At 44.7% G+C, this 21,336-nt stretch carries 21 protein-coding genes, 1 riboswitch and 1 other annotated feature; of the genes, 5 read left to right on the top strand and 16 right to left on the bottom strand.

Annotation, left to right across the window (positions count from 1 at the left end):
• Nucleotides 1-106: 106 nt before the first annotated feature.
• The 9 genes from hisIE to AB4161_RS11540 form a co-directional block, all read right to left on the bottom strand.
• Nucleotides 107-757 carry a bifunctional phosphoribosyl-AMP cyclohydrolase/phosphoribosyl-ATP diphosphatase HisIE gene (gene hisIE, locus AB4161_RS11580; RefSeq protein WP_017060271.1) on the bottom strand — a complete coding sequence of 217 codons (651 nt, stop codon included), beginning with the start codon at nucleotides 755-757 and terminating at the stop codon, nucleotides 107-109.
• A complete protein-coding gene (gene hisF, locus AB4161_RS11575; RefSeq protein ID WP_017060270.1) occupies nucleotides 754-1,527 on the bottom strand; it encodes an imidazole glycerol phosphate synthase subunit HisF in 774 nt (257 codons plus the stop codon). The genes hisIE and hisF overlap by 4 nt, the downstream gene beginning before the upstream one ends.
• Entirely contained in the window at nucleotides 1,509-2,246 is a 738-nt protein-coding gene (hisA, locus tag AB4161_RS11570; RefSeq protein WP_012604374.1) for a 1-(5-phosphoribosyl)-5-[(5-phosphoribosylamino)methylideneamino]imidazole-4-carboxamide isomerase, read from the bottom strand. The genes hisF and hisA overlap by 19 nt, the downstream gene beginning before the upstream one ends.
• Before the next feature lie 43 nt (nucleotides 2,247-2,289).
• Nucleotides 2,290-2,904: an imidazole glycerol phosphate synthase subunit HisH gene (gene hisH, locus AB4161_RS11565; RefSeq protein ID WP_017060268.1), complete on the bottom strand. Its 615-nt coding sequence runs from the start codon at nucleotides 2,902-2,904 to the stop codon at nucleotides 2,290-2,292.
• 9 nt (nucleotides 2,905-2,913) lie between these two features.
• Complete coding sequence (hisB, locus tag AB4161_RS11560) at nucleotides 2,914-4,002, bottom strand: bifunctional histidinol-phosphatase/imidazoleglycerol-phosphate dehydratase HisB (protein ID WP_017067390.1); 1,089 nt, start codon at nucleotides 4,000-4,002, stop codon at nucleotides 2,914-2,916.
• Between the two features lie 129 nt (nucleotides 4,003-4,131).
• Nucleotides 4,132-5,172 (bottom strand): histidinol-phosphate transaminase, encoded by a 1,041-nt coding sequence (hisC, locus tag AB4161_RS11555; RefSeq protein WP_017060266.1) that lies wholly within the window; start codon nucleotides 5,170-5,172, stop codon nucleotides 4,132-4,134.
• Between the two features lie 9 nt (nucleotides 5,173-5,181).
• On the bottom strand, nucleotides 5,182-6,483 hold the full coding sequence (hisD, locus tag AB4161_RS11550; protein WP_017065318.1) for a histidinol dehydrogenase: 1,302 nt from the start codon (nucleotides 6,481-6,483) through the stop codon (nucleotides 5,182-5,184).
• Nucleotides 6,483-7,379: an ATP phosphoribosyltransferase gene (gene hisG, locus AB4161_RS11545; RefSeq protein ID WP_017060264.1), complete on the bottom strand. Its 897-nt coding sequence runs from the start codon at nucleotides 7,377-7,379 to the stop codon at nucleotides 6,483-6,485. Before hisG ends, hisD begins: the two co-directional genes overlap by 1 nt.
• 53 nt (nucleotides 7,380-7,432) lie before the next feature.
• Nucleotides 7,433-7,568, bottom strand: a sequence feature (His leader region).
• 190 nt (nucleotides 7,569-7,758) lie between these two features.
• Complete coding sequence (locus AB4161_RS11540; RefSeq protein WP_017060263.1) at nucleotides 7,759-9,351, bottom strand: Na+/H+ antiporter NhaC family protein; 1,593 nt, start codon at nucleotides 9,349-9,351, stop codon at nucleotides 7,759-7,761.
• 112 nt (nucleotides 9,352-9,463) lie between these two features.
• Nucleotides 9,464-9,641, bottom strand: a riboswitch (Lysine riboswitch).
• 364 nt (nucleotides 9,642-10,005) lie between these two features.
• On the opposite strand from AB4161_RS11540, the gene AB4161_RS11535 reads away from it, so the two are divergent.
• Nucleotides 10,006-10,416: an H-NS family nucleoid-associated regulatory protein gene (locus tag AB4161_RS11535; protein WP_017060262.1), complete on the top strand. Its 411-nt coding sequence runs from the start codon at nucleotides 10,006-10,008 to the stop codon at nucleotides 10,414-10,416.
• A 194-nt stretch (nucleotides 10,417-10,610) separates the two neighbouring features.
• Here AB4161_RS11535 and AB4161_RS11530 read toward each other — a convergent pair whose 3' ends face one another.
• Both AB4161_RS11530 and AB4161_RS11525 read right to left on the bottom strand, forming a co-directional pair.
• The gene (locus AB4161_RS11530) at nucleotides 10,611-11,915 is read right to left on the bottom strand and encodes an inosine/guanosine kinase (RefSeq protein WP_017060261.1); all 1,305 of its coding nucleotides are present in this window, start codon (nucleotides 11,913-11,915) and stop codon (nucleotides 10,611-10,613) included.
• A 102-nt stretch (nucleotides 11,916-12,017) separates the two neighbouring features.
• Nucleotides 12,018-12,287 carry a hypothetical protein gene (locus AB4161_RS11525; protein WP_010439986.1) on the bottom strand — a complete coding sequence of 90 codons (270 nt, stop codon included), beginning with the start codon at nucleotides 12,285-12,287 and terminating at the stop codon, nucleotides 12,018-12,020.
• Between the two features lie 204 nt (nucleotides 12,288-12,491).
• Between AB4161_RS11525 and mnmA the strand changes: the two genes are divergently transcribed.
• The 3 genes from mnmA to purB all read left to right on the top strand — a co-directional run bounded on the left by mnmA (nucleotide 12,492) and on the right by purB (nucleotide 15,803).
• Nucleotides 12,492-13,628, top strand: a complete 1,137-nt coding sequence (mnmA, locus tag AB4161_RS11520; RefSeq protein WP_017060260.1) for a tRNA 2-thiouridine(34) synthase MnmA — start codon at nucleotides 12,492-12,494, stop codon at nucleotides 13,626-13,628.
• Nucleotides 13,629-13,671: 43 nt separating this feature from the next.
• Nucleotides 13,672-14,289 carry a high frequency lysogenization protein HflD gene (hflD, locus tag AB4161_RS11515; RefSeq protein WP_017060259.1) on the top strand — a complete coding sequence of 206 codons (618 nt, stop codon included), beginning with the start codon at nucleotides 13,672-13,674 and terminating at the stop codon, nucleotides 14,287-14,289.
• 143 nt (nucleotides 14,290-14,432) lie between these two features.
• Nucleotides 14,433-15,803 (top strand): adenylosuccinate lyase, encoded by a 1,371-nt coding sequence (gene purB / locus AB4161_RS11510; protein WP_372083371.1) that lies wholly within the window; start codon nucleotides 14,433-14,435, stop codon nucleotides 15,801-15,803.
• 314 nt (nucleotides 15,804-16,117) lie between these two features.
• Here the strand turns inward: purB and htpX are convergent, their stop codons facing one another.
• Entirely contained in the window at nucleotides 16,118-16,981 is an 864-nt protein-coding gene (gene htpX, locus AB4161_RS11505) for a protease HtpX (protein WP_029235495.1), read from the bottom strand.
• Nucleotides 16,982-17,258: 277 nt separating this feature from the next.
• On the opposite strand from htpX, the gene AB4161_RS11500 reads away from it, so the two are divergent.
• Nucleotides 17,259-17,426, top strand: a complete 168-nt coding sequence (locus tag AB4161_RS11500) for a hypothetical protein (RefSeq protein ID WP_017060256.1) — start codon at nucleotides 17,259-17,261, stop codon at nucleotides 17,424-17,426.
• Between the two features lie 114 nt (nucleotides 17,427-17,540).
• Here the strand turns inward: AB4161_RS11500 and bioD are convergent, their stop codons facing one another.
• From bioD to bioB, 4 genes are read right to left on the bottom strand one after another with little or no spacing between them, the layout of a single operon-like run.
• The gene (gene bioD, locus AB4161_RS11495) at nucleotides 17,541-18,224 is read right to left on the bottom strand and encodes a dethiobiotin synthase (protein WP_029405464.1); all 684 of its coding nucleotides are present in this window, start codon (nucleotides 18,222-18,224) and stop codon (nucleotides 17,541-17,543) included.
• On the bottom strand, nucleotides 18,221-19,024 hold the full coding sequence (gene bioC, locus AB4161_RS11490; protein WP_017072119.1) for a malonyl-ACP O-methyltransferase BioC: 804 nt from the start codon (nucleotides 19,022-19,024) through the stop codon (nucleotides 18,221-18,223). Before bioC ends, bioD begins: the two co-directional genes overlap by 4 nt.
• The gene (bioF, locus tag AB4161_RS11485) at nucleotides 19,025-20,236 is read right to left on the bottom strand and encodes an 8-amino-7-oxononanoate synthase (protein ID WP_102319769.1); all 1,212 of its coding nucleotides are present in this window, start codon (nucleotides 20,234-20,236) and stop codon (nucleotides 19,025-19,027) included.
• Nucleotides 20,223-21,275, bottom strand: coding sequence for a biotin synthase BioB (gene bioB, locus AB4161_RS11480; protein ID WP_016792500.1), 1,053 nt, complete (start codon nucleotides 21,273-21,275; stop codon nucleotides 20,223-20,225). Before bioB ends, bioF begins: the two co-directional genes overlap by 14 nt.
• Between the last annotated feature and the right edge of the window lie 61 nt (nucleotides 21,276-21,336).

Raw genomic sequence — 21,336 nt, 5'->3', positions numbered from 1 at the left:
GAAATCTTGAAATCTTGAAAATTAAAAAACTAAAAAGCCCCGTAAACATGTTTGTTTGCGGGGCTTTTGTCTGTCTTTTACGCGGTTCTATTAATCTAAAGAGAGCTTACTTATGACGCTCTTTCAGCTTGTTTACCACATCATCCATCGATAAGCCTTGGTCTTGAAGAAGAACCATTAGGTGGTAAATCAAATCTGCTGATTCACACACTAACTCCGCCTTATCGCCCGACGTCGCCGCAAGCGCGACTTCAACGCCTTCTTCGCCCACTTTTTGCGAAATACGCTTGGTGCCACGGGCATATAGACTGGCAGTATAAGAAGATTCAGGATCGGCGTCCTTGCGGGCAGCCAATAGCTGCTCAAGCTGATGAAGCCACACCATCTGAGACTCTTCTTGCTTGTCTCCATCCCAACACGTTGTTGTACCTGTGTGGCACGTTGGACCAATGGGATTAACTTTAACCAGTAAGGTGTCGCTGTCACAGTCCAAGGCGATGTTTTGCAGTTGCAATACATTGCCCGACGTTTCACCTTTCGTCCAAAGACGCTCTTTTGTGCGAGAGAAAAACGTCACATTGCCAGTTTCACCCGTTTTCTCAAGTGCGGCTGGGTTCATGTATCCCATCATTAGCACTTGGCTTGACTGGTAATCTTGAACAATCGCTGGCACTAAGCCATCTACTTTTTCCCAGTTAATACGCTCTGACAATGCGCCTACTTCTGTTTTTGATAAGCTTACGGGTTCAAAACTCATAGTCGCACCTCTACATCTTGTTGTTTTAAATACTGTTTAAGTTCACCAATATTGATGACTTGTTTGTGGAATACCGAAGCCGCAAGTGCTCCATCCACGTTGGTCTTTTTATAAGCTTCAGCAAAGTGCTCCATTGCACCAGCGCCACCAGAGGCAATCAATGGCACATTACACACTTCACGCACCATGTTTAACTGATCGATATCATAGCCGTTACGAACGCCATCTTGGTTCATCATGTTTAACACAATCTCACCTGCGCCACGCTTCTGTACTTCCTGCACCCAATCTTTGGTTTCCCATTTGGTTGCTTTAGTACGCGCTTCATCGCCTGTAAATTGGTAAACCTGATATTTACCGGTTTCTTTGTCGAAGTATGAATCGATACCGACAACGATACACTGAACGCCAAACTTATCAGCAAGGTCAGTAATCAGCTGTGGATTAGCCAATGCCGGTGAGTTGATTGACACTTTATCCGCACCAAACTCAAGAATGCGCGCTGCATCTTCTGCTGATTTAATACCACCAGCGACACAGAAAGGGATATCGATCACTTCAGCTACGCGTTTCACCCAGCTTTTATCGACCACACGGCCATCACTTGATGCGGTGATGTCATAAAATACCAATTCATCGGCGCCCTCTTCTGCATAGCGTTGTGCTAGCGGAACGATGTCACCAATAATTTCGTGGTTACGGAACTGAACGCCCTTAACCACTTGTCCGTCACGGACATCCAAACAAGGGATTATTCGCTTTGCCAACATGCAAATGCCTCCTCTGCGGTAAACTTGCCATCAAGTAGCGCACGACCCACAATCACACCCGCAACACCGCTGCCTTTAAGCGCTTCGATATCAGCTAGGCTGCCAATGCCGCCCGATGATTGGAATTGCACTTGTGGGTACTGCTTACAAAGATCAACATAGAGCTCTACGTTTGATCCTTCTAGCGTGCCGTCACGTGAAATATCGGTACACAGCACGTGTTTAAGGCCAACCGTGAGGTAGTCTTCAATCAGCGCTTCAATAGTCACACCTGAATCTTCTTGCCAACCTGAAATCGCCACTTTACGTGTGCCGCTTTCATCAATGTTGATGTCTAGAGCCAGCACGATTTTTTCCGCGCCATACTTCTCCATCCAACCTTTCACCAACTCAGGTTGCTTAACGGCTGTAGAACCAACCACAACGCGCTGTGCGCCAGCTTCTAGCAGGTCAACGACATCTTGTTCGTTACGCACGCCACCACCAATCTGGATGTTCGCAGGCGTGCTAGCAAGGAGCTTAGCAATCAAGTCTAACTGACGAGCCGTTGTGTCTTTTGCGCCCGTTAAGTCAACAAGGTGCAGCCAGCCAGCGCCAGCTTGGTGGTACAGATTAAACTGCTCTGCTGGGTCTACTTTGTATTCTGTTACTTGCCCGTAGTCTCCTTGGAATAAGCGAACTACTTGGCCTTCAATTAAATCTAACGCGGGAATAATCATTTACATTCCTTATATGGCAACGTTAGCCGCTGCCTAATCCTTATTACAATTCCAAGAAGTTCTGAATCAGCTTAGAGCCAGCTTTCGAAGATCGCTCTGGGTGGAACTGAACACCATAATAATTGCCACTTTGAACCGCCGCAGTGAACGGATTACCGTAATCACATTGTGCGATTGTGTAGTCGCCCACTGGCATTGCGAAGCTATGAACAAAGTAGAAGTATTCGCCTTCTTCAATGTCTTTAAATAGCGGGTGATTAGGCGTTGCTGTTACTGTGTTCCAACCCATGTGTGGTAATGGTAAGTCGCCCGTTTCAAGTAAACGAACTTCGCCATCACACAAACCTAGGCATTCAACTAACTCATCAGCCTTTTGACCTTTCTCTTGAGACAGTTTGCCTAACAGCTGCATACCTAGACAGATACCCAGCAGAGGCTTCTCAACTTGCTTGACAAGGGTAACAAGGTCACGCTCTTGCAGGTTCTTCATTGCCTCACTTGCTGTACCTACACCGGGTAGGAATAGCTTGTCGGCAGCAAGAACCACTTCTGGTTCTTTTGAAATTTCAACTGCGTAGCCCAAACGTTCAATCGCAAACTTCACCGATGAAACGTTGGCACAACCAGTATCAATAATAACGACTTTTTGCTCTTTCATACCGAACCCTTACAGAACGCCTTTGCTGCTTGGTAACTCGTTACCTTCAACTTTGATTGCTTGGCGAAGAGTACGGCCAAACGCTTTGAACAGGCTCTCAATGATGTGGTGATCATTATTGCCATCAGAAGAAAGGTGTAGCGTACAAGCCAATGTATCAGTTAGAGAACGGAAGAAGTGAACCACCATCTCGGTTGAAAGATCACCCACTTGCTCACGGCTGAATTTAGCATCGAACTTCAGGTATGGGCGACCAGAAAGGTCTAACGCACACTGAGCCAAACACTCATCCATTGGTAGGCTGAAACCAAAACGGCCAATACCACGTTTGTCGCCTAGTGCATCTTTCAATGCTTGGCCTAAAGCAAGAGCGGTATCTTCTACTGTGTGGTGATCATCGATGTGCAGATCGCCTTTCACAGTCAGGTTCATTTGGAAACCACCGTGTGTCGCGATTTGATCAAGCATGTGGTCGAAGAAACCCATGCCGGTATCGATCTTGTTGCCACCGGTTTCATCAAGGTTTACTGCAACCTTGATATCTGTTTCTTTAGTGGTACGAACTACTTCAGCAATACGCGCATTAACCGTCAGATCTTTAACGATTTGTGGCCAGTTAAGCGTGCCTTCAGTTTCCGCATCCGGGCTATATTGAATACCGCGGATTGCCATGTTCTCTGCCAGTTGAAGATCCGTCATTCGGTCGCCAATCACAACAGAGTGTTGGAAATCGACTTTACCGCCTTGTAGGTACTCTTTAACCATACCCAGTTTAGGCTTACGGCAAGAGCAGTTGTCTTCGTCAAAGTGAGGGCAAATAAGCACGTCGTCAAACTTAACGCCTTGAGATTCGAAGAACTCCATCATCATATTGTGTGGTGCATCGAAATCTTCTTGTGGGTAGCTATCGGTACCTAAACCATCTTGGTTAGTGACCATTACTAAGCGGTAACCAGCATCTTGCAAAGCAAGCAGGCTAGGAATTACTCGCGGTTCGAATTTTAGCTTGTCTAAACGGTCTACTTGAAAGTCAACTGGCGGCTCAACAATTAAGGTGCCGTCACGGTCTATAAAAAGTATTTTCTGTTGTTTACTCACTTGAACTTCCTTTTAATTTTAAATCTGGTGGCCTAGCTAAAATCAAACGCTAACCCAAAATATTGGTTTCACTTGCCAGCCCAATTAATCAACTCAAACTGGCAAATGTTATTACTGGTAAGCCTTTCATTACTGATAAAAGTTACGAATGAATCCAAGTGTCTTTTCGCACTCTTCGCGGTTACCAATACTAATACGAACACAGTCTTCAATAGGTGAATTACGCAAAATAATGCCCGTATCCCAAGCCGCTTTAAATAACTCATCGCCGTTCGGGAATTTCACCAGTAAGTAGTTACCCCAGCCATCAAAAACCGTCACTTGAGGCATACCTAATAGACCCGCCTGCAAATACGCTCGGTTAGCACTTAAATCTAGAACTTGGAACTTAGCTCGCGCTAGTCCTTGCTCTGAGAGAGCTTGAACGGCAATGTCAGCAACAGGGATTGGCACAGGATAAGGAGCGATCACTTTCAACAGTACATCGATAAGCTCTTTATTCGCTAGCGTAAAGCCACAACGTAAGCCCGCCAAAGCAAAGGCCTTCGACAAGGTGCGCAGAATCGCTAGATTTGGATATTGCTCAAGCAAATCAACGGTTGACGCTTCTGGACAAAAATCGATATACGCTTCATCCATCACCACAATCGCTTTGTCTTGTGTCATTTCAAGCAGCTTGATGATGTCTTTACGATCAACTAAATTACCGGTTGGGTTATTTGGGCTACAAACAAACACCACTTTTACGTTGTCGAGCTGAGCTTCGATAGCTGGAAGATCCAATTGCCATTCAGAAGTAAGAGGCACAACTTTACGCTCAACACCAATCGTTTCTGCACTGATTGCGTACATACCGTAAGTAGGTGGGCAGTAAAGAATAGCGTCTTCGTTCGGCTCACAGAAAGCACGAATCAATAACTCAATGCCTTCGTCAGCACCACGAGTCGTCAGTGTTTGCTCTGATTTCACGCCTGCGTATTGAGCGTAAGCATCAATCAGCTCTTTTGGCTGACATTCGCTGTAACGGTTAAGACGAGACAAGTTCAGGTTGTACTCGTTATCAAACGGAGATTCGTTGGCGTTTAGCCATACATCACCAGTACCGCCTATGCGTCTTGCAGACAAGTAAGGTGTTAGAGCCTGAACTTGTTTTCTTGCTAACTTTTCCATGCCCTACCCTTATTTCGCTTTATTTAACTTTTCAACTCGGATAGTCACAGCGCGTTTGTGTGCATCCAAACCTTCGGCTTCCGCCATTGTTACTACTGTTGGCGCTAGGCCTTTCAACCCATCGGCTGTTAGCTCCTGCACCGTCATTCGCTTAGAGAAATCAGCCAAACCTAGGCTTGAATACGTCTTGGTATAACCGTAAGTCGGAAGAACGTGGTTTGTGCCGGATGCGTAGTCACCTGCAGATTCTGGAGACCAGTCACCAAGGAAAATTGAGCCTGCATTATCTAGCAATGGCAGCAATTCACGTGGGTTCTTGGTTTGAACGATCAAGTGCTCAGGACCGTAGAAATTCGAAATCGCAATCGCTTGAGTGATCGATTCAGCAATGATGATTAAGCTTGAAGCCAATGCTTGCTGAGCGATGTTCGCACGAGACAGTTCTTTCAGTTGCTTTTGAACCGCTTCTGTTACTTGGTCTGCAACCACTGGAGATGGAGTTACCAATACTACTTGAGAGTCAGGCCCGTGTTCCGCTTGGCTCAACAAATCCGCTGCAATGAAGTCTGCATCAGCCGTTTCATCAGCAATCACTAACACTTCAGATGGGCCAGCTGGCATATCAATAGCTGCTCCGCGGAAGTCATTACTCACTTGGCGCTTTGCTTCCGTAACGTAGGCATTACCTGGGCCGAAGATCTTATCGACTTTAGCCACACTCTCGGTACCGTAAGCCATTGCTGCAACCGCTTGACCACCACCAACGTTGTAAACTTCGTCGATCTTACAAAGCTTAGCGACATACAAGATTTCATCAGCGATTGGCGGAGGTGAACAAAGCACAACCTTACGACAACCTGCGATTTGAGCAGGAACACCTAACATAAGAACCGTTGACGGTAGTGGCGCACTGCCACCGGGAATATAAAGGCCAACAGTATTAATCGCGCGCGTCACTTGCTCACACACAACACCAGGCTGTGTCTCAACCTTAATTGGCTGCGGCTTTTGAGCTTCGTGAAACTTAGCAATGTTGCTATAAGCTTGCTCTAACGCTTGCTTCATCTCTGGTGTTAGACGAGCACACGCCTCTTCAATCTCACCCGAACTGACTCGGATAGATTCTGGAGTTACACCATCAAACTTTGCAGTCAGCTTTTTAAGCGCGGCATCGCCTTCATTTCGTACTTTTGCAATAACATCAGAAACAGTCGCTGTGATGTTTGCACCTTCAGTAATAGCTGGACGCTCTAATACCGAGTCTTGCTGTGATTCACTTAAAGATTGCCAAACAACGGTTCTCATCGTCACTACCCCATCATTTTTTCGATTGGTAATACTAGAATCGAGCTTGCACCCAACTCTTTCAGCTGTTCCATTGTTTCCCAGAACAAGTTCTCTGTACTTACTAGGTGCACGGCAACTTTGTCTTTGTCTGTAGATAGAGGAAGAACCGTTGGATCTTCAGCACCAGGCAGTAGTGCTTTGATTTGCTCTAGTTGAGAGGTTGGCGCGTGAAGCATGATGTACTTCGACTCTTTCGCTTGTTGAACACCCTGCATACGAGTCAGTAGTTTTTCAATCAGTGCGGTCTTGTCTGCGTCGAAGTCGCCAACACGTTGAATCAGTGTTGCTTTCGATTGGAAGATAGCTTCTGCTTCTTTTAGGCCGTTCGCTTCAAGCGTTGCACCTGTAGAAACTAAATCAGCGATAGCGTCTGCAAGGCCAGCGCGAGGCGCGACTTCAACCGAACCTGTTAGCATACAAGTGCTGAACTCAACACCCTGCTCGTCCATGTAGGCTTTAAGTAGTTGTGGGTAGGTTGTCGCAATACGTTTGCCCGCTAAGTCTTGTGGGCCGTTGTATTCTTCGTCTTTATTAATAGCGATTGAAAGGCGGCAACCACCGAAGTCTAAACGACGTAGTGTGCGGAACTCTGAAGGCTCTTTAAGAGCAACACGATCTAGACGAACTTCTTCTAGTTCATTTTCACCGATGAAACCAAGGTCAACTACACCATCCATGATAAGACCTGGGATGTCGTCATCACGAACGAGTAACAAGTCGATTGGCATATTTAGTGAGTGAACCACTAGGCGCTCACCCATGATATTAAATTTAACACCACATTTTTTAAGTAGGTCTTGGCACTCTTTACTTAAGCGACCTTTCTTTTGAATTGCGATTCTTAGGCGTTGTGTCTGCATTGCTGTATCCCTGTGCAAATATTTGAATTTATTGATTATTTAAAAGCGCTAAAACTAAAAAACCCTCGGGGACTTTGTCATCCCGAGGGTTTAAATCTAAATTCTTTTGACTTAACCTCCGGGAGTAATCTTGCTCCCGGGTATACGTAAATCTCCCCGAAAGACTAGATAGGGTGATGATGGTGATGAATGTTCATTACTAATTTGCGCATACTTATCAGCTCTTAGGTTGTTTGCTGTCTTGTCTCCACACTAACTAAGCTGACATCCTTTTTCAACCATTTATTCGAACTTTTTTCACGAAACTTAAAATTAAATTAACAGGCACAAAAAAGGGAGGCAAACGCCTCCCTGATAGTTTACTGATTAACTTTCAATTTTAGCTTTTGCACGTCGCCATTTTGCAGCGAGAGAAGTAAGCCAATGCAAAACATACAGCAACAAACGTTAGAGACGCTGCGCCAAATGCGATGCCAATTGAAGATGTCATACCTAGAGTGATGAAACCAATGCACGATACGAACGCTACAGACAACGCGTATGGAAGCTGAGTCGAGACGTGGTCGATGTGGTTACAACGAGCACCAGTAGAAGACAGAATCGTCGTATCTGAGATTGGAGAACAGTGGTCACCAAATACTGCACCCGCTAGAACCGCACTTAGCATTGGAAGAATCAGTGCGATATCCGATGCTGCAGCCATATCACCCGCGATTGGTAGCATGATACCGAACGTACCCCAAGATGTACCTGTAGAGAACGCCATAACGCCCGCTAGAAGGAACAACATAACCGGTAACCAGTGGTAATCAATGCTGCCTGTTACTAGAGACGATAGGTAAGAACCCGTTTTCATGTCGCCGATAACAGAACCGATAGTCCATGCAAACACAAGAATCAGAATCGCGCCAAACATAGAGCTAGCACCGATCCACATTGTTCTTGCGATATCAGTCATAGATAGCTTTTGCTTGAATACTGTCGCTAGTGCTACTAGTAAGCCAATAACACCACCGTAAACAAGAGACTTACCTACATCCGTGTTTTCGAATGCGCCTAGAAGGTTGAATGCTTGGCCATCAGCAGCCAGCGCTTGGCCGCCTGTGTAAAGCATTGCAGCCACTGTCGCTACAATTAGCGATACGATTGGCATAACAAGATCAGAAACTGAACCGTTTTCGCTCTCTTCGATATCTAACTCTTCGTTTAGATCGTGAGCTTGCTTTTGATCGTTGTCACCTTCAAAGCCACGGCCTTGAGATGCTTCGATCTCATGCTCACGCATCTTACCAACGTCTAGACCGAACCATGCTACTGCGAACACCATTAGTAGTGCGAATACAGCGTAGAAGTTCATTGGGATAAGACGAACGTAAGCACCCAGTGCAGAATACTCTGTCACACCGTGTGTCACTAAGATGCCACCAATGATCGTGATGATGTAAGCACCCCAGCTAGAAGCAGGCATGATCACACACATAGGAGCAGCAGTTGAATCTAGGATATAAGCAAGCTTAGCGCGAGATACATAGAAGCGGTCTGTTACAGGACGAGAGATAGCACCAACCGCTAGGCTGTTAAAGTAGTCATCAACAAAGATGAATACACCTAAGAAAGCAGCAAGTAGTTTTGAACCACGTTTGCTCTTAACGCGAGACTGTGCCCACTCCGCGAATGCGCGAGTGCCGCCAGACAGTGTTAATAATGCCGTTGTCATTCCAAGAATAATTAGGAATGCAATGATGCTCATGTTCCAAGTGTTGATGCCACCATCTTCGATGAAAACACCAGATGCTTTAGTAAACACGTAGCTAGCTGCGTTACCTACTGAGTAATCAGCAAGTAGAATCGCACCCATGATGATACCGACACCCAAAGAAACCAATACACGGCGGGTAACAATAGCAAGGCTCAAAGCCACAAGGGGCGGAAGCAAAGATAAAGGTGATGTTGCAAAATCTATTAAATTCATGATCTTCAAAAACCAGTTTTTTATTTGGCTAGAGATCTACTGCAGACAAACTTGATACGGCTGACCAAGCTCATGTTGAACTAAGCGAAAGGGAAGTGAACACTTCACCCAACCCTACAGTAGCGCTCCATAGTTTAAAATTAAGACTATGGCAGTGTTGTACCTATTGAGCACAACCCCAGCAAATTGCTTAGATATACAATTTACTTCGGCAATTACACCTTTCATTCCCGTTCATTGGCATCACCCCAACGGAAGTTACTTTTTATAATTGCACCTCTACGTGCGATAACATTATTAACCGTGTAAACCAGAGTTTAACAACAAATTAACCAACACCTCGCATCAGGTAGCCGCAATTGTACTCACCAAGAGCAACAATGCAACATATCATTCCGAGAAAAATAGCTTTTTGTTAATGAACTAATCAATAGAAGAATAGTCTACATAAGTTGACTACTCCACCTGTCACATATCATTTTTTAAGATATTCTTAATAATTATTATAAATTCAATAGAAATACTGCTCTGAATTTTCAACTATTCATCTCACTTTTATATTTAAATATGTAATAGAAGAAATACTATTTGTTTTATTCCTAGGCTCTGTTTATTATTAGGAAGATTATTTAGTTTACCTTGATGGAAAATATCATGTCTGAATTAACAAAAACTCTATTAAATATCCGCAGCCTTCGTGCGTTCTCACGTGAATTAACTCTTGAGCAACTTGAAGAAGCGCTAGACAAGCTGACTATTGTTGTACAAGAGCGTCAAGAGTCTGAAGCTGAAGAGCGTGCTGCTAAAGCAGAGCAAGAAGCTAAGCTTTCTGCTATTGCTGAACAAATTGCAAAAGACGGAATTGATGTTGCCGATCTTATTGCTGCACTTTCTGGTGAAGCAAAATCTAAAACAACAAAAGCTAAACGCGCTCCTCGCCCAGCGAAATACAAATACGTAGACGCAAACGGCGACGAGAAGACTTGGACAGGTCAAGGCCGTACGCCTTCAGCTATCCAAGAACAGCTAGATGCTGGTAAATCTCTAGAAGAGTTTGCTATCTAAACATTTAGTTTACTTAGTGAGTAATCAATTACACGCTAAGCGATAGAATTAATATTTAAGTCGACCAAAGTATTATTTACGACTTCAATATATTCAGAAACAAAAAAGGCTCCTTTCGGAGCCTTTTTTATATTTGTACTATCAGTATTAGAAACCAACTGATACTGATAGTACTACTGATTAAAGGAAGTAACTTATCTTTCCCAGTACGCTTCTTCTAGGCTATCTTCTCTTTCAGGAAGGCCACGAGATAAACGTGGAGAGTGTTGAACCAACACTTCATAGCTAGCACGGTTAGAATATTTACAAACTTGTGAGAACGAAGAGTACGTCAAGAATGAATGTTGGTGTTTACTTGAGTTTGGCACGTTTTCTTTGTGGTACTTATTAGCAGCCATATCATGTAATAAAGCTGATAACGCAGCATCACCTGCACCATTGGTATTTTTGATCTTTTCTGGTCCACCCATGTATGGCGCAATGTGCGAATACACTTTAGTTGGGTTTTCACATAAATCTTTATGCGCAGGACGGCTAAATTCAAAACGGTTGAATTCCGCAATTGATCCTGGAAGTAAAGGCAGTGACGTTTCACGCTTAGCTGCATCTTCTGTATAACCAGCCATAAATAGGCCAACAGGTCCCGCAGTACATAGAACAAGGTCTACCCAGTCTAGCGCTTTATCTGATGCAGCCAGTGGATCGCTTTCACCCGTTAACGCTTCAGCTTCGTCTTCATTCATTGCAACAACCGTTACGTGTTGCTCAAGGAAATCTTTCCAGAATTCTGGATCATCTTGAATAACGAACTTAGTACCTAGTGTAAGAACGACTGGCACATCGTATTTCTTCGCGTATTCGATCGCTTTCATTGTTGCTTCAGGCATCGGGTCGCCTGGCTTACAGCGAACTAAATAAGCCGTTAAAACTAAAGCAGAAGCACTTTTGAAGATTTTTTCAGGAATGCTTTCTGGTTTTAATTGGTTCATTTGTCCTTCGCTAATTGCGAAAGTACGTTCACCGTCTTCTGTAATTAATGCAAAGCAGCGACCAATTGCGCCATCTACCCCTTGTAAATGGTTCAGATCCATTCTGCTTGAGGTATTACATAAATAGCGATAACCGTAACTACCAATCTTAATATCTTGGCTCATTACACCTAACAGTGTAGAACGGTCATCCGCTAGCACTGAATAGTTGTGTAATGTGTTACCAATTGTGCCACCAGCGTATTCATTGGTAATCAGGCACTGCTCTTTTAATTCTTGATACAAAGATTCAGCGGCTGCGTCGCCAATAACCAGTGAATGTCCCTTGCTCAAACCATACTTCTCAATAAGTTCAGAACTCACCTTTGCTTCAATATCCACCAATGTTTGGTCAATACCGATAATATGAGTGCGTGACATTCTTTTACTGCTTTGAGCTTGGCTCACTAGAGGATCACGAGCGTGAACCGGAAAGTAGTGCTTTGATTTACGTTGTCCAGGGAATTTCATAAGGCTAGTCTAAGTCAAGGGGAAATAGGTGGCGGATTCTACCGCGCTATATTTAACGCGGCAATCTTTCAAACTATAGCAAACGTTTGCTGAAGGTTTTTTTTATTCGCCTTCCATAAAGCTTAAATCAGGCAGCATGCCCAAATGCTCCGCGTAACGTTTTTGATTAAACTCCGCGCCGTTTTTCATAACGTCAAATACTTCAATTGCCAGTGCACATGCCATAGCCGCAATTGCTTCTTCACGTGGAGTGCCTGTCATCATTAAACGCATCAACGTCTCTTTCACTTTCACTGGTTCGCCATCTTCAAGCTGGTTCTCGATGATCTCAATCAGCTCTTCTTCTTGCATAAATTCATTTTGTTCAGACATTTTTTTATCTCAGGTCTTGGATTTCGAGCGACTATGCCACATATACTTCTGACATCCTAGCGACTCACCTCGCTCTCATGCGATTCTCTAACAAAGTCAGCGCACTATTTGTGCAAATGAAACTGTGATTCCGGTCTCGGATCTGTCACGGCGTTTCTCTTTCTGTTAGAATCTGCGACCAAGTAATAGTAACGGTGTTTAGACATGTCAGATATCAGCTCTGGAAACAGCGAAAAGAAAGTAATTGTCGGTATGTCCGGCGGTGTAGATTCGTCAGTATCGGCGTATCTTCTTCAGCAACAAGGCTATCAGGTAGAAGGCCTTTTCATGAAAAACTGGGAAGAAGACGATAACGAAGAATACTGCACGGCAGCTGAAGATCTTGCTGATGCTCAAGCGGTATGTGACAAACTAGGTATCCACCTTCACACTATCAACTTTGCTGCAGAATACTGGGACAACGTATTCGAATACTTCCTTGAAGAGTACAAAGCAGGTCGTACACCTAACCCAGATATTCTTTGTAACAAAGAAATCAAATTTAAAGCATTCTTAGAGTTTGCGGATGAAGTGCTAGACGCAGACTACATTGCGATGGGTCACTACGTTCGTCGTACTTTCCCAACTCAAGAAGAGCTTGATGCTGGCGTAAAACCAGAAATGCTACGCGGTCTAGACAGCAACAAAGACCAAAGTTATTTCCTATACACGCTAAGCTCAGATCAAGTGGCACGCAGCCTATTCCCTGTCGGTGAATTAGAGAAGCCAGAAGTGCGACGTATTGCTGAAGAGCAAGACTTGATCACAGCTAAGAAGAAAGATTCAACAGGCATCTGCTTTATCGGTGAGCGCAAGTTCACTGAGTTCCTAGGCAAATACCTACCAGCACAACCGGGTAACATCGAAACACCTGAAGGCCAAGTGATTGGTCAACACCAAGGTTTGATGTACCACACGCTAGGTCAGCGTAAAGGCCTTCATATTGGCGGCACTAAAGGTGGTGGCGGTAACGAAGAACCATGGTTTGTTGGTGAAAAAGACCTTAAGCGTAATGTACTTATCGCAGTACAAGGTAAAGACCACCCTCTTCTGAAATCAGAAGGCTTGATCGCATCTCAACTTCATTGGGTAAATCGCACACCAATTACTGAAGTTATGACATGCACGGTAAAAACACGTTACCGTCAAACAGATATTCCTTGTACAATCATCCCAATTGATGATGAGAACATTAAGGTTATTTTTGATGAGCCACAAATCGCAGTGACCCCAGGTCAATCTGCAGTGTTCTACCAAGGCGAAGTATGTCTTGGTGGTGGTATCATCGAAAAGCGCATCTAATCAATCAAACGACAAACGATAGAAGACAACTAGGAGTTACTACGTGGCTAATACACTTTATGACCGTACTATTGCTTTCGCCGGAATTTGCCAAGCTGTGGCTTTGGTTCAACAAGTAGCGAAAGACGGCCATTGTGATAAAGATGCCTTTGAAGCTTCACTCAGTGCCATTTTAAATACCAACCCATCGAATACCGTGGGCGTATTTGGACGTGAAGCGAACCTAAAGCTTGGCCTTGAGTGCTTAGTAAAAGGTATCGATAGTACTCCAGCAGGTAGCGATATCACGCGTTACATCATCAGCTTGATGGCGCTTGAGCGTAAGCTGTCTTCTCGCAACGACTCTATGTCTCAGCTTGGTGACCGCATTCAAACTGCAGAGCGCCAAACTGAACACTTTGATCTGTTTGACGAGCAAATGATCAGCAACCTTGCAAGTATCTACCTTGATGTCGTCAGCCCTATCGGCCCTCGCATTCAGGTTTCTGGTACTCCGTCTGTACTTCAGCAGACATCGAGCCAACATAAGGTTCGTGCTCTGCTGCTATCAGGGATTCGAAGCGCTGTGTTATGGCGTCAAGTTGGCGGTAAACGTCGCCACCTTATCTTCGGTCGTAAGAAGATGATCGAGCAGGCTCAAATCCTACTAGCTCGAATGTAGTTTATTAGCTCGCGCCTCGTCGCGAGCTTGTTTTTTGTATCAACACAACTCTCACGCAAACGATTGCGCAATGTGCGTGACAATTGAGATTGTTACTGGTATAAACCTCTCAAAATTTAGAAAACTCAATTCAGGAGAACACCATGGAACTGTCAGCATTGACTGCTGTTTCACCAGTAGACGGCCGTTACGGAAGTAAGACTATTGCATTACGCAGCATCTTTAGTGAGTTTGGACTACTAAAGTACCGCTCTATCGTTGAAATTCGTTGGTTACAAAAGCTTGCAGCAACTGATGCAATCAAAGAAGTACCAGCGTTCAGTGCAGAAGCTAACCAGTTTCTTGATGAACTAGCCGCTAACTTCAGCGAAGAAGATGCTCTACGTATCAAAGAGATCGAGCGCACGACTAACCACGACGTTAAAGCGGTTGAGTACTTCTTGAAAGAGAAAGTTGCTGGCGTTCCTGAACTTCACGCTGTAAACGAATTTATTCACTTTGCATGTACTTCTGAAGACATCAACAACACCTCTCACGCGCTTATGCTTAAAGAAGCTCGTGACACAGTGATTCTTCCAGAAATCCGTAACGTAATTGATGCTATCAAAGCACTTGCGAACGAGTACCGTGATATTCCATTACTGTCTCGTACACACGGTCAGCCAGCTTCTCCTTCTACTATGGGTAAAGAGATGGCTAACGTTGCGTACCGTATGGAACGTCAATACAAGCAAATCGAAAACGTTGAGATCCTAGCGAAAATCAACGGTGCTGTAGGTAACTACAACGCACACCTTTCTGCATACCCAGAAGTTGAATGGCACCAGTTTAGCGAAGAGTTCATCACTGAATCTCTTGGCGTAACTTGGAACCCGTACACAACTCAAATCGAACCTCACGATTACATCGCTGAGCTATTCGATGCAATTGCTCGTTTCAACACTATCCTTCTAGACTTCGACCGTGACGTTTGGGGCTACATCGCTCTTGGTCACTTCAAGCAGAAGACTATTGCTGGCGAAATCGGTTCTTCGACAATGCCGCATAAAGTTAACCCAATTGACTTCGAAAACTCTGAAGGCAACCTTGGTCTAGCGAACGCAGTATTCAGCCACCTTGCACAAAAACTTCCAGTTTCTCGCTGGCAGCGTGACCTTACTGACTCTACGGTTCTTCGTAACCTAGGTGTGGGTGTTGGCTACGCAATCATTGCATACACTTCGACTCTGAAAGGTATTAGCAAGCTTGAAGTTAACCGCGCTGCGCTACTTGCTGAACTAGACAAGAACTGGGAAGTATTGGCTGAACCAGTACAAACAGTAATGCGTCGTTACGGCATCGAAAAACCATACGAGAAGCTAAAAGAGCTAACTCGTGGTAAACGTGTAGATGGCGAAGGCATGCGTGTATTCATCGATGGTCTTGAGATCCCTGAAGACGAGAAAGTTCGCCTGAAAGAGATGACTCCAGCGAACTACATCGGCCAAGCAATCGAGCTAACTGACAAACTGTAAGGTTCGAATTTCGAATCACAGAATAGACTAAGGCTTCCCATGTGGAAGCCTTTTTGTTGAGCGGAACAAAGTGTATTGAGCACAAGAGACGTCAGAAAAATAATACAAAGCAACCCAGTATCATTACCCTACTCATCTCAATCCGTGCGATATCAACCAATCAATATCGTAATGCTTCATCACCAGTAACCCTCTATCGCCAGACACCTATTCCTCGAATACTTACTGTCTTAGATGCCAAGATCAAAAAAGACCTCCCGAAGGAAGCCTTTCAAATGTATCTTGTCGATTAGCGACTGAAGAATACGTAGCGATTACATGTTACGTAGAGAAGCAATACGCTTGTCTAGCGGCGGGTGGCTCATTAGAAGCTCTGTTAGAGACTTCTTACCGTTGATACCAAATGCCATCATAGAACCTTCTAGTTGTGGCTCATGGCTCACCTTTAGGCGCTCTAGCGCTGCAATCATCTTCTCTTTACCTACTAGGTTCGCTGCACCTGCATCGGCATGGAATTCACGATGACGGCTGTACCACATCGTAATGAAGCTTGCTAAGAAACCAAATACCAATTCCAACACCATAGACACACCGAAGTACACCATCATGTTGCTGCCACCCTCTTCTTCGTTGTCATTCGACGCAACAATGTTGGCGATGAAACGAGATAGGAAGATAACGAACGTGTTCACTACACCTTGCATTAACGTCATGGTCACCATATCACCGTTCGCGATGTGGCTCACTTCATGCGCTAATACTGCTTCAGCTTCATCACGCGTCATGTTGTGCAGCAGGCCTGTTGATACTGCTACCAATGAATCGTCACGCTTAGCACCTGTCGCGAATGCGTTGATGTCTGGCGAGTCGTAGATCGCCACTGTTGGCATACCAATACCAACTTGTTGAGATTGACGGCTTACCGTCTCCATCAACCAATGTTCTGTTTCGTTACGTGGGCTTTCAATGACCATGCCGCCTACCGAGCGTAGCGCCATTTTCTTCGACATCATTAATGAAATGAATGAGCCGCCAAAACCAAATACCGCAGCCATCACCAATAAACCTGAGAGGCTACCGGGTTGCATACCTGTAACTGCGTATACAACATTAAGAACAACACTTAGTACCAATACAACCGCTAGGTTAGTTGCAAGGAACAACATTACTCGCTTCATTACTTATCTCCGCATGAAAGCTGTTTTTATAAAACTTATTGTTATAGACAAGGCAGACAGCAATAGATTCCAACCTTGAAGACTTATACTTACTTATACATATAGTCTTAGATTAAGAAAACAAGGTTAAGCATTAAATTGCAACATTTGATTACGAGACCATATCCGAATTAAATCCACTCTATTAGACCTAAGTCGTATGGTGTCGATATAACAATCCGTTTACAGTGACTGCAGATGATTTATTGGCTAGTCCATGTACAAAAAGGAAAGGATCATGGTTGAAGGTACTAACACTCAAATGGCTATCGATTTACTGTGCTGTCACCTAGGGATTACTGAAGAAGAAGCGAAAAAGCAGGTTGGAATCCTAACACCGCAAACGGCACAGACAAAAATCACAGAAACTCAGCAAGCTTTAATGGGACTGACTAAAGAACATTAGTTCTAAGCTTGTTTATTAAAAGACCGGTTGTTTATCAACTCAAGGTCTAAAGGCTTAAAATAGCAAAAGGGCTGCAATCGCAGCCCTTTTCTTATTTAGTACATAACGTGGTAATTAAAGCGCAAGCAAAGGCTGCACATCAATGTACTTACCAATGTTTTTAGACTTCGCTTTTGGGACGTAAGGGATTTCACCTAACTTAGGTGCACCTAACTTATCTTCAAGCATCGCAATAATATCTGCGTAGTGCTCAGTACCTGGATTGATACGGTTTGCGACCCAACCTACTAGGTTTAGGCCATCAGCACGAATCGCTTCTGCCGTTAATAGAGCGTGGCTCAAACAACCAAGTTTAATACCCACAGTCAGTACCACTGGCAGTTGCTCTTTTTTAACCCAGCTAGAAAGATATTCATCGTCTGAAACCGGGACTCGCCAACCACCAGCACCTTCAACTAACACGATGTCAGAGTTTTGCTTATGCTCTTCCAGCTTCGCTGATAATACCGCCTCATCAATCACCACGCCGTCATGCTTTGCAGCGATGTGAGGCGATGACGGTAGCAATAGTGCATACGGGTTTACGTCTTCGTAAGCAATATCTTGCGTCGCCGCTTCTTGAAGATGCAGTGCATCACTATTACGTAGTCCTTCAGGGGATTTTTCACTCCCTGCAGCAACTGGCTTGTAACCAATTGTTGATAAATCTTGTGCGGCCAAAGCTTGAAGAATCGCTTTTGAAACCACAGTTTTTCCCACTTCGGTATCCGTACCCGCAATGAATAATGCATCAATCATAATTGAATAACCCCTAAACAAACTTGATATGTTGCTGGTAAGAAACCTTGATGGTTCTTAAACTCTCGATATTCCCGATCAACAAGCTGCAACATGCGACGACTTGTTAAACCTTGTGAGCGACCACTTACGTGATTAGCGCCGATACCTTTAAGGTCGCGCATCAGTTCAAACGCAGTGTCGTACCAAACGGTGATGGTGGGCAAGTCTAGTTGATGAACGGTACAGCTAGATTGCGCTAACGCAATTTTTACCTGATTGATTGTAATAAAATGGTTAACGTGTTGATGTGCATCAATTTTGGACCACGACTTTTTCAGTTCAAACAGTGACCCATCAAGCAAAGTTGAGAAAATAACACGCCCACCAGCCGCTGTAACACGCTTCATCTCTCTCAAAGGCGACGACAAATCGTCACACCATTGCAACGCAAGGCTAGAGAAAACGATGTCAAAACACCCATCTTCAAACGGCAATTGTTCGGCATCGGCTTGTTGATATAAAGATACAGATGCACCACACCGCTTCTCTGCTGTTGCTAGCATTCCAACAGAAAGATCAGCGCAAACCACTTCGGCGCCTCGTTTTACAAGTTGCTCGGAGAAATAGCCAGTACCACAACCTAGATCCAGCACCTTAAAGCCTGACAGATCGCTGGGTAATTTATCCAGTAATCGGTGGCCAACATCGCGTTGAAATTCAGCGTGTTTGTCATAGGTTGTTGCCGCTTTACCAAAGGCTTCGGCAATCGCACTCTTATCTTGGCCAACGTAATTATGCACTACTGCTTCTTGTGACATTTACTGAGCCTCTTTATTTGATTCAAAGCTTGGATGGATACCCGGTTCAGTGCTTAAGTCGATGTTTCGTTCAATGGCTTGATGCAACGACCTGGCTAACTGGAGAATCTGTTTTGGGCTATGGTTAGCTGTTAACGTGATTCGTAATCGAGCAGTTCCAGCAGGTATGGTTGGCGGCCTTATTGCGGTCACCCAAACTTGGTTTTGCTTTAACTCTTCAGCTATTGATAATGCCGCTTGTGCTTCACCTATCACAAATGGCTTAATCGGAGTCTGAGTATCCACAAAGCCTTTCAAGCCGCTCACCTGCTCTGCATAGAGAGACCCTAACTCAGTCAGCTTTTCTCGGCGCCACTCTTGAGTTTGAGTCATCTTACAGGCATGAGATAAAGCCACCGCTTGTGAAGGTGGCATCGCCGTCGAGTACACATGATGACGAGCAAACTGAGTTAAGTAATCACCCACTTCTGACGAACAAAGAATCGCAGCACCAGAAAGGCCAAATGCTTTGCCAAAGGTCACCACCAAAATATCGGGGGAGATTTGTGCTGCACTGCAACTCCCAGCTCCTTTATCACCTAATACACCGATACCGTGGGCATCATCAACCGCCAACCAACTGTCGTATTGATGAGTCAGGTTAGATATCTGGCTGAGAGGCGCTTGATCGCCGTCCATGCTGAATACGCCCTCAGTGACGACCAAGGATTGTGGAGATCGGCTTAATAACGACTCTAGGTGCTGCGTATCGTTGTGCTTAAAGCGTTTCATGGTTGCAGGACAAAGCATCCCCGCTTCCATCAAAGAGGCGTGGTTAAGTTTGTCTTGCAGCAGAGAGTCGTCTTTTTCGAGCAGAGAAAACAACAAGGCTTGGTTCGCACTGAAACCAGAACTAAAGAGAATGGCACGTTCAAAGCCCAACCATTCACAGAGTTGAGCTTCTAAATTTCGATGGGCAGGACTAAAACCCGTGACCAATGGCGATGCCGCACTGCCAGCACCATAAAGGGAAAGCCCCGCTTGCCACGCCTCTACCAATTCAGGGTCGTTCGCCAAGCCTAGGTAATCATTACTCGAAAAATTAATAAAGCGAGAACCTTCGCAATTAAGCAAAGGACCATTACTGTTTTCGAGCACTTTAAGTTGACGAGTTAGCCCCTGCTCACGGCGTTGAACAAGGGCATCTTTGATACGGGATTTAAACAGTGGCATCGTAGAACATGTCATCTTTCGTTGGACGAGCAGCAACGCGCTCCACTACTTGATCTAACAGTTCGTTTTCTTGAATTTCATCAGGCTTCTGAGCCACTTGTTGGCTGTTGATGCCTAACTTCTTAAACAGCTGCATGTCCGTGTCTTCATCTGGGTTTGGCGTAGTCAGTAGCTTACAACCGTAGAAAATAGAGTTCGCGCCAGCCATGAAGCACATCGCCTGCATCTGTTCATTCATATTCTCGCGACCTGCAGATAGACGAACCGCTGACATTGGCATCATGATACGAGCAATCGCAATCAACTTAATGAAGTCAAAAGATTCAACATCATCGACGTTTTCCATCGGTGTGCCTTTCACTTTCACGAGCATGTTGATTGGCACACTCTCAGGGTGTACCGGAAGGTTCGCTAGCTCTACCAGCAGGCCTGCACGGTCATTGGTACTTTCGCCCATACCAATAATGCCACCAGAACAGATCTTCATACCGGCATCACGTACGTGAGATAGCGTATCTAAACGATCTTGGTAAGTACGAGTGGTGATGATGCTGCCGTAAAACTCGGGAGACGTATCAAGGTTATGGTTGTAGTAATCCAAGCCTGCATCCGCTAACTCGCCAGCTTGATCAGGGGTTAACATGCCTAGTGTCATACAGGTTTCTAGACCCATACCTTTCACACCTTTGATCATATCAGTCAAGTGAGGCATATCGCGTTCTTTCGGGTTTTTCCACGCCGCGCCCATACAGAAACGAGTCGAGCCCGCGTTCTTGGCTTTTTGCGCCGCATCCAAAACACGCTCTACTTCCATTAGGCGTTCTTTGTCGACATCCGTTCGGTAGTGAGCACTTTGAGGACAATACTTACAGTCTTCAGGACAAGCACCAGTCTTAATCGATAGAAGCGTACTCACCTGCACGTGGTTGTGCTCTTGGTACTGTCTATGAACCACTTGAGCTTCAAACATTAAATCCATAAACGGTTTTTCAAGCAGTGCTGTTACTTCAGCAACTGTCCAGTCATGACGAACTTCCACGTGTCGATCCTTTTTTATTATTTGATGTTTCATCTCTATCAATAGAGATTGCATTTATGCT

Source organism: Vibrio sp. 10N.286.51.E5 (assembly GCF_041469125.1).
Classification (GTDB): Bacteria; Pseudomonadota; Gammaproteobacteria; order Enterobacterales; family Vibrionaceae; genus Vibrio; species Vibrio crassostreae_C.
This window is presented reverse-complemented; position numbering and strand designations above follow the sequence as displayed.

What these genes read in the sequence shown, in the direction of transcription:
- AB4161_RS11500 (WP_017060256.1), top strand. Translation starts at nt 17,259, where the DNA reads ATGGTTGAAGGTACTAACACTCAAATGGCTATCGATTTACTGTGCTGT.
- hisG (WP_017060264.1), bottom strand. Translation starts at nt 7,379, where the DNA reads ATGCAGACACAACGCCTAAGAATCGCAATTCAAAAGAAAGGTCGCTTA.
- AB4161_RS11530 (WP_017060261.1), bottom strand. Translation starts at nt 11,915, where the DNA reads ATGAAATTCCCTGGACAACGTAAATCAAAGCACTACTTTCCGGTTCAC.
- AB4161_RS11535 (WP_017060262.1), top strand. Translation starts at nt 10,006, where the DNA reads ATGTCTGAATTAACAAAAACTCTATTAAATATCCGCAGCCTTCGTGCG.
- hisH (WP_017060268.1), bottom strand. Translation starts at nt 2,904, where the DNA reads ATGAAAGAGCAAAAAGTCGTTATTATTGATACTGGTTGTGCCAACGTT.
- purB (WP_372083371.1), top strand. Translation starts at nt 14,433, where the DNA reads ATGGAACTGTCAGCATTGACTGCTGTTTCACCAGTAGACGGCCGTTAC.
- bioD (WP_029405464.1), bottom strand. Translation starts at nt 18,224, where the DNA reads ATGATTGATGCATTATTCATTGCGGGTACGGATACCGAAGTGGGAAAA.
- hisF (WP_017060270.1), bottom strand. Translation starts at nt 1,527, where the DNA reads ATGTTGGCAAAGCGAATAATCCCTTGTTTGGATGTCCGTGACGGACAA.
- bioC (WP_017072119.1), bottom strand. Translation starts at nt 19,024, where the DNA reads ATGTCACAAGAAGCAGTAGTGCATAATTACGTTGGCCAAGATAAGAGT.
- hisA (WP_012604374.1), bottom strand. Translation starts at nt 2,246, where the DNA reads ATGATTATTCCCGCGTTAGATTTAATTGAAGGCCAAGTAGTTCGCTTA.
- AB4161_RS11540 (WP_017060263.1), bottom strand. Translation starts at nt 9,351, where the DNA reads ATGAATTTAATAGATTTTGCAACATCACCTTTATCTTTGCTTCCGCCC.
- hisIE (WP_017060271.1), bottom strand. Translation starts at nt 757, where the DNA reads ATGAGTTTTGAACCCGTAAGCTTATCAAAAACAGAAGTAGGCGCATTG.
- AB4161_RS11525 (WP_010439986.1), bottom strand. Translation starts at nt 12,287, where the DNA reads ATGTCTGAACAAAATGAATTTATGCAAGAAGAAGAGCTGATTGAGATC.
- htpX (WP_029235495.1), bottom strand. Translation starts at nt 16,981, where the DNA reads ATGAAGCGAGTAATGTTGTTCCTTGCAACTAACCTAGCGGTTGTATTG.
- mnmA (WP_017060260.1), top strand. Translation starts at nt 12,492, where the DNA reads ATGTCAGATATCAGCTCTGGAAACAGCGAAAAGAAAGTAATTGTCGGT.
- bioF (WP_102319769.1), bottom strand. Translation starts at nt 20,236, where the DNA reads ATGCCACTGTTTAAATCCCGTATCAAAGATGCCCTTGTTCAACGCCGT.
- hisC (WP_017060266.1), bottom strand. Translation starts at nt 5,172, where the DNA reads ATGGAAAAGTTAGCAAGAAAACAAGTTCAGGCTCTAACACCTTACTTG.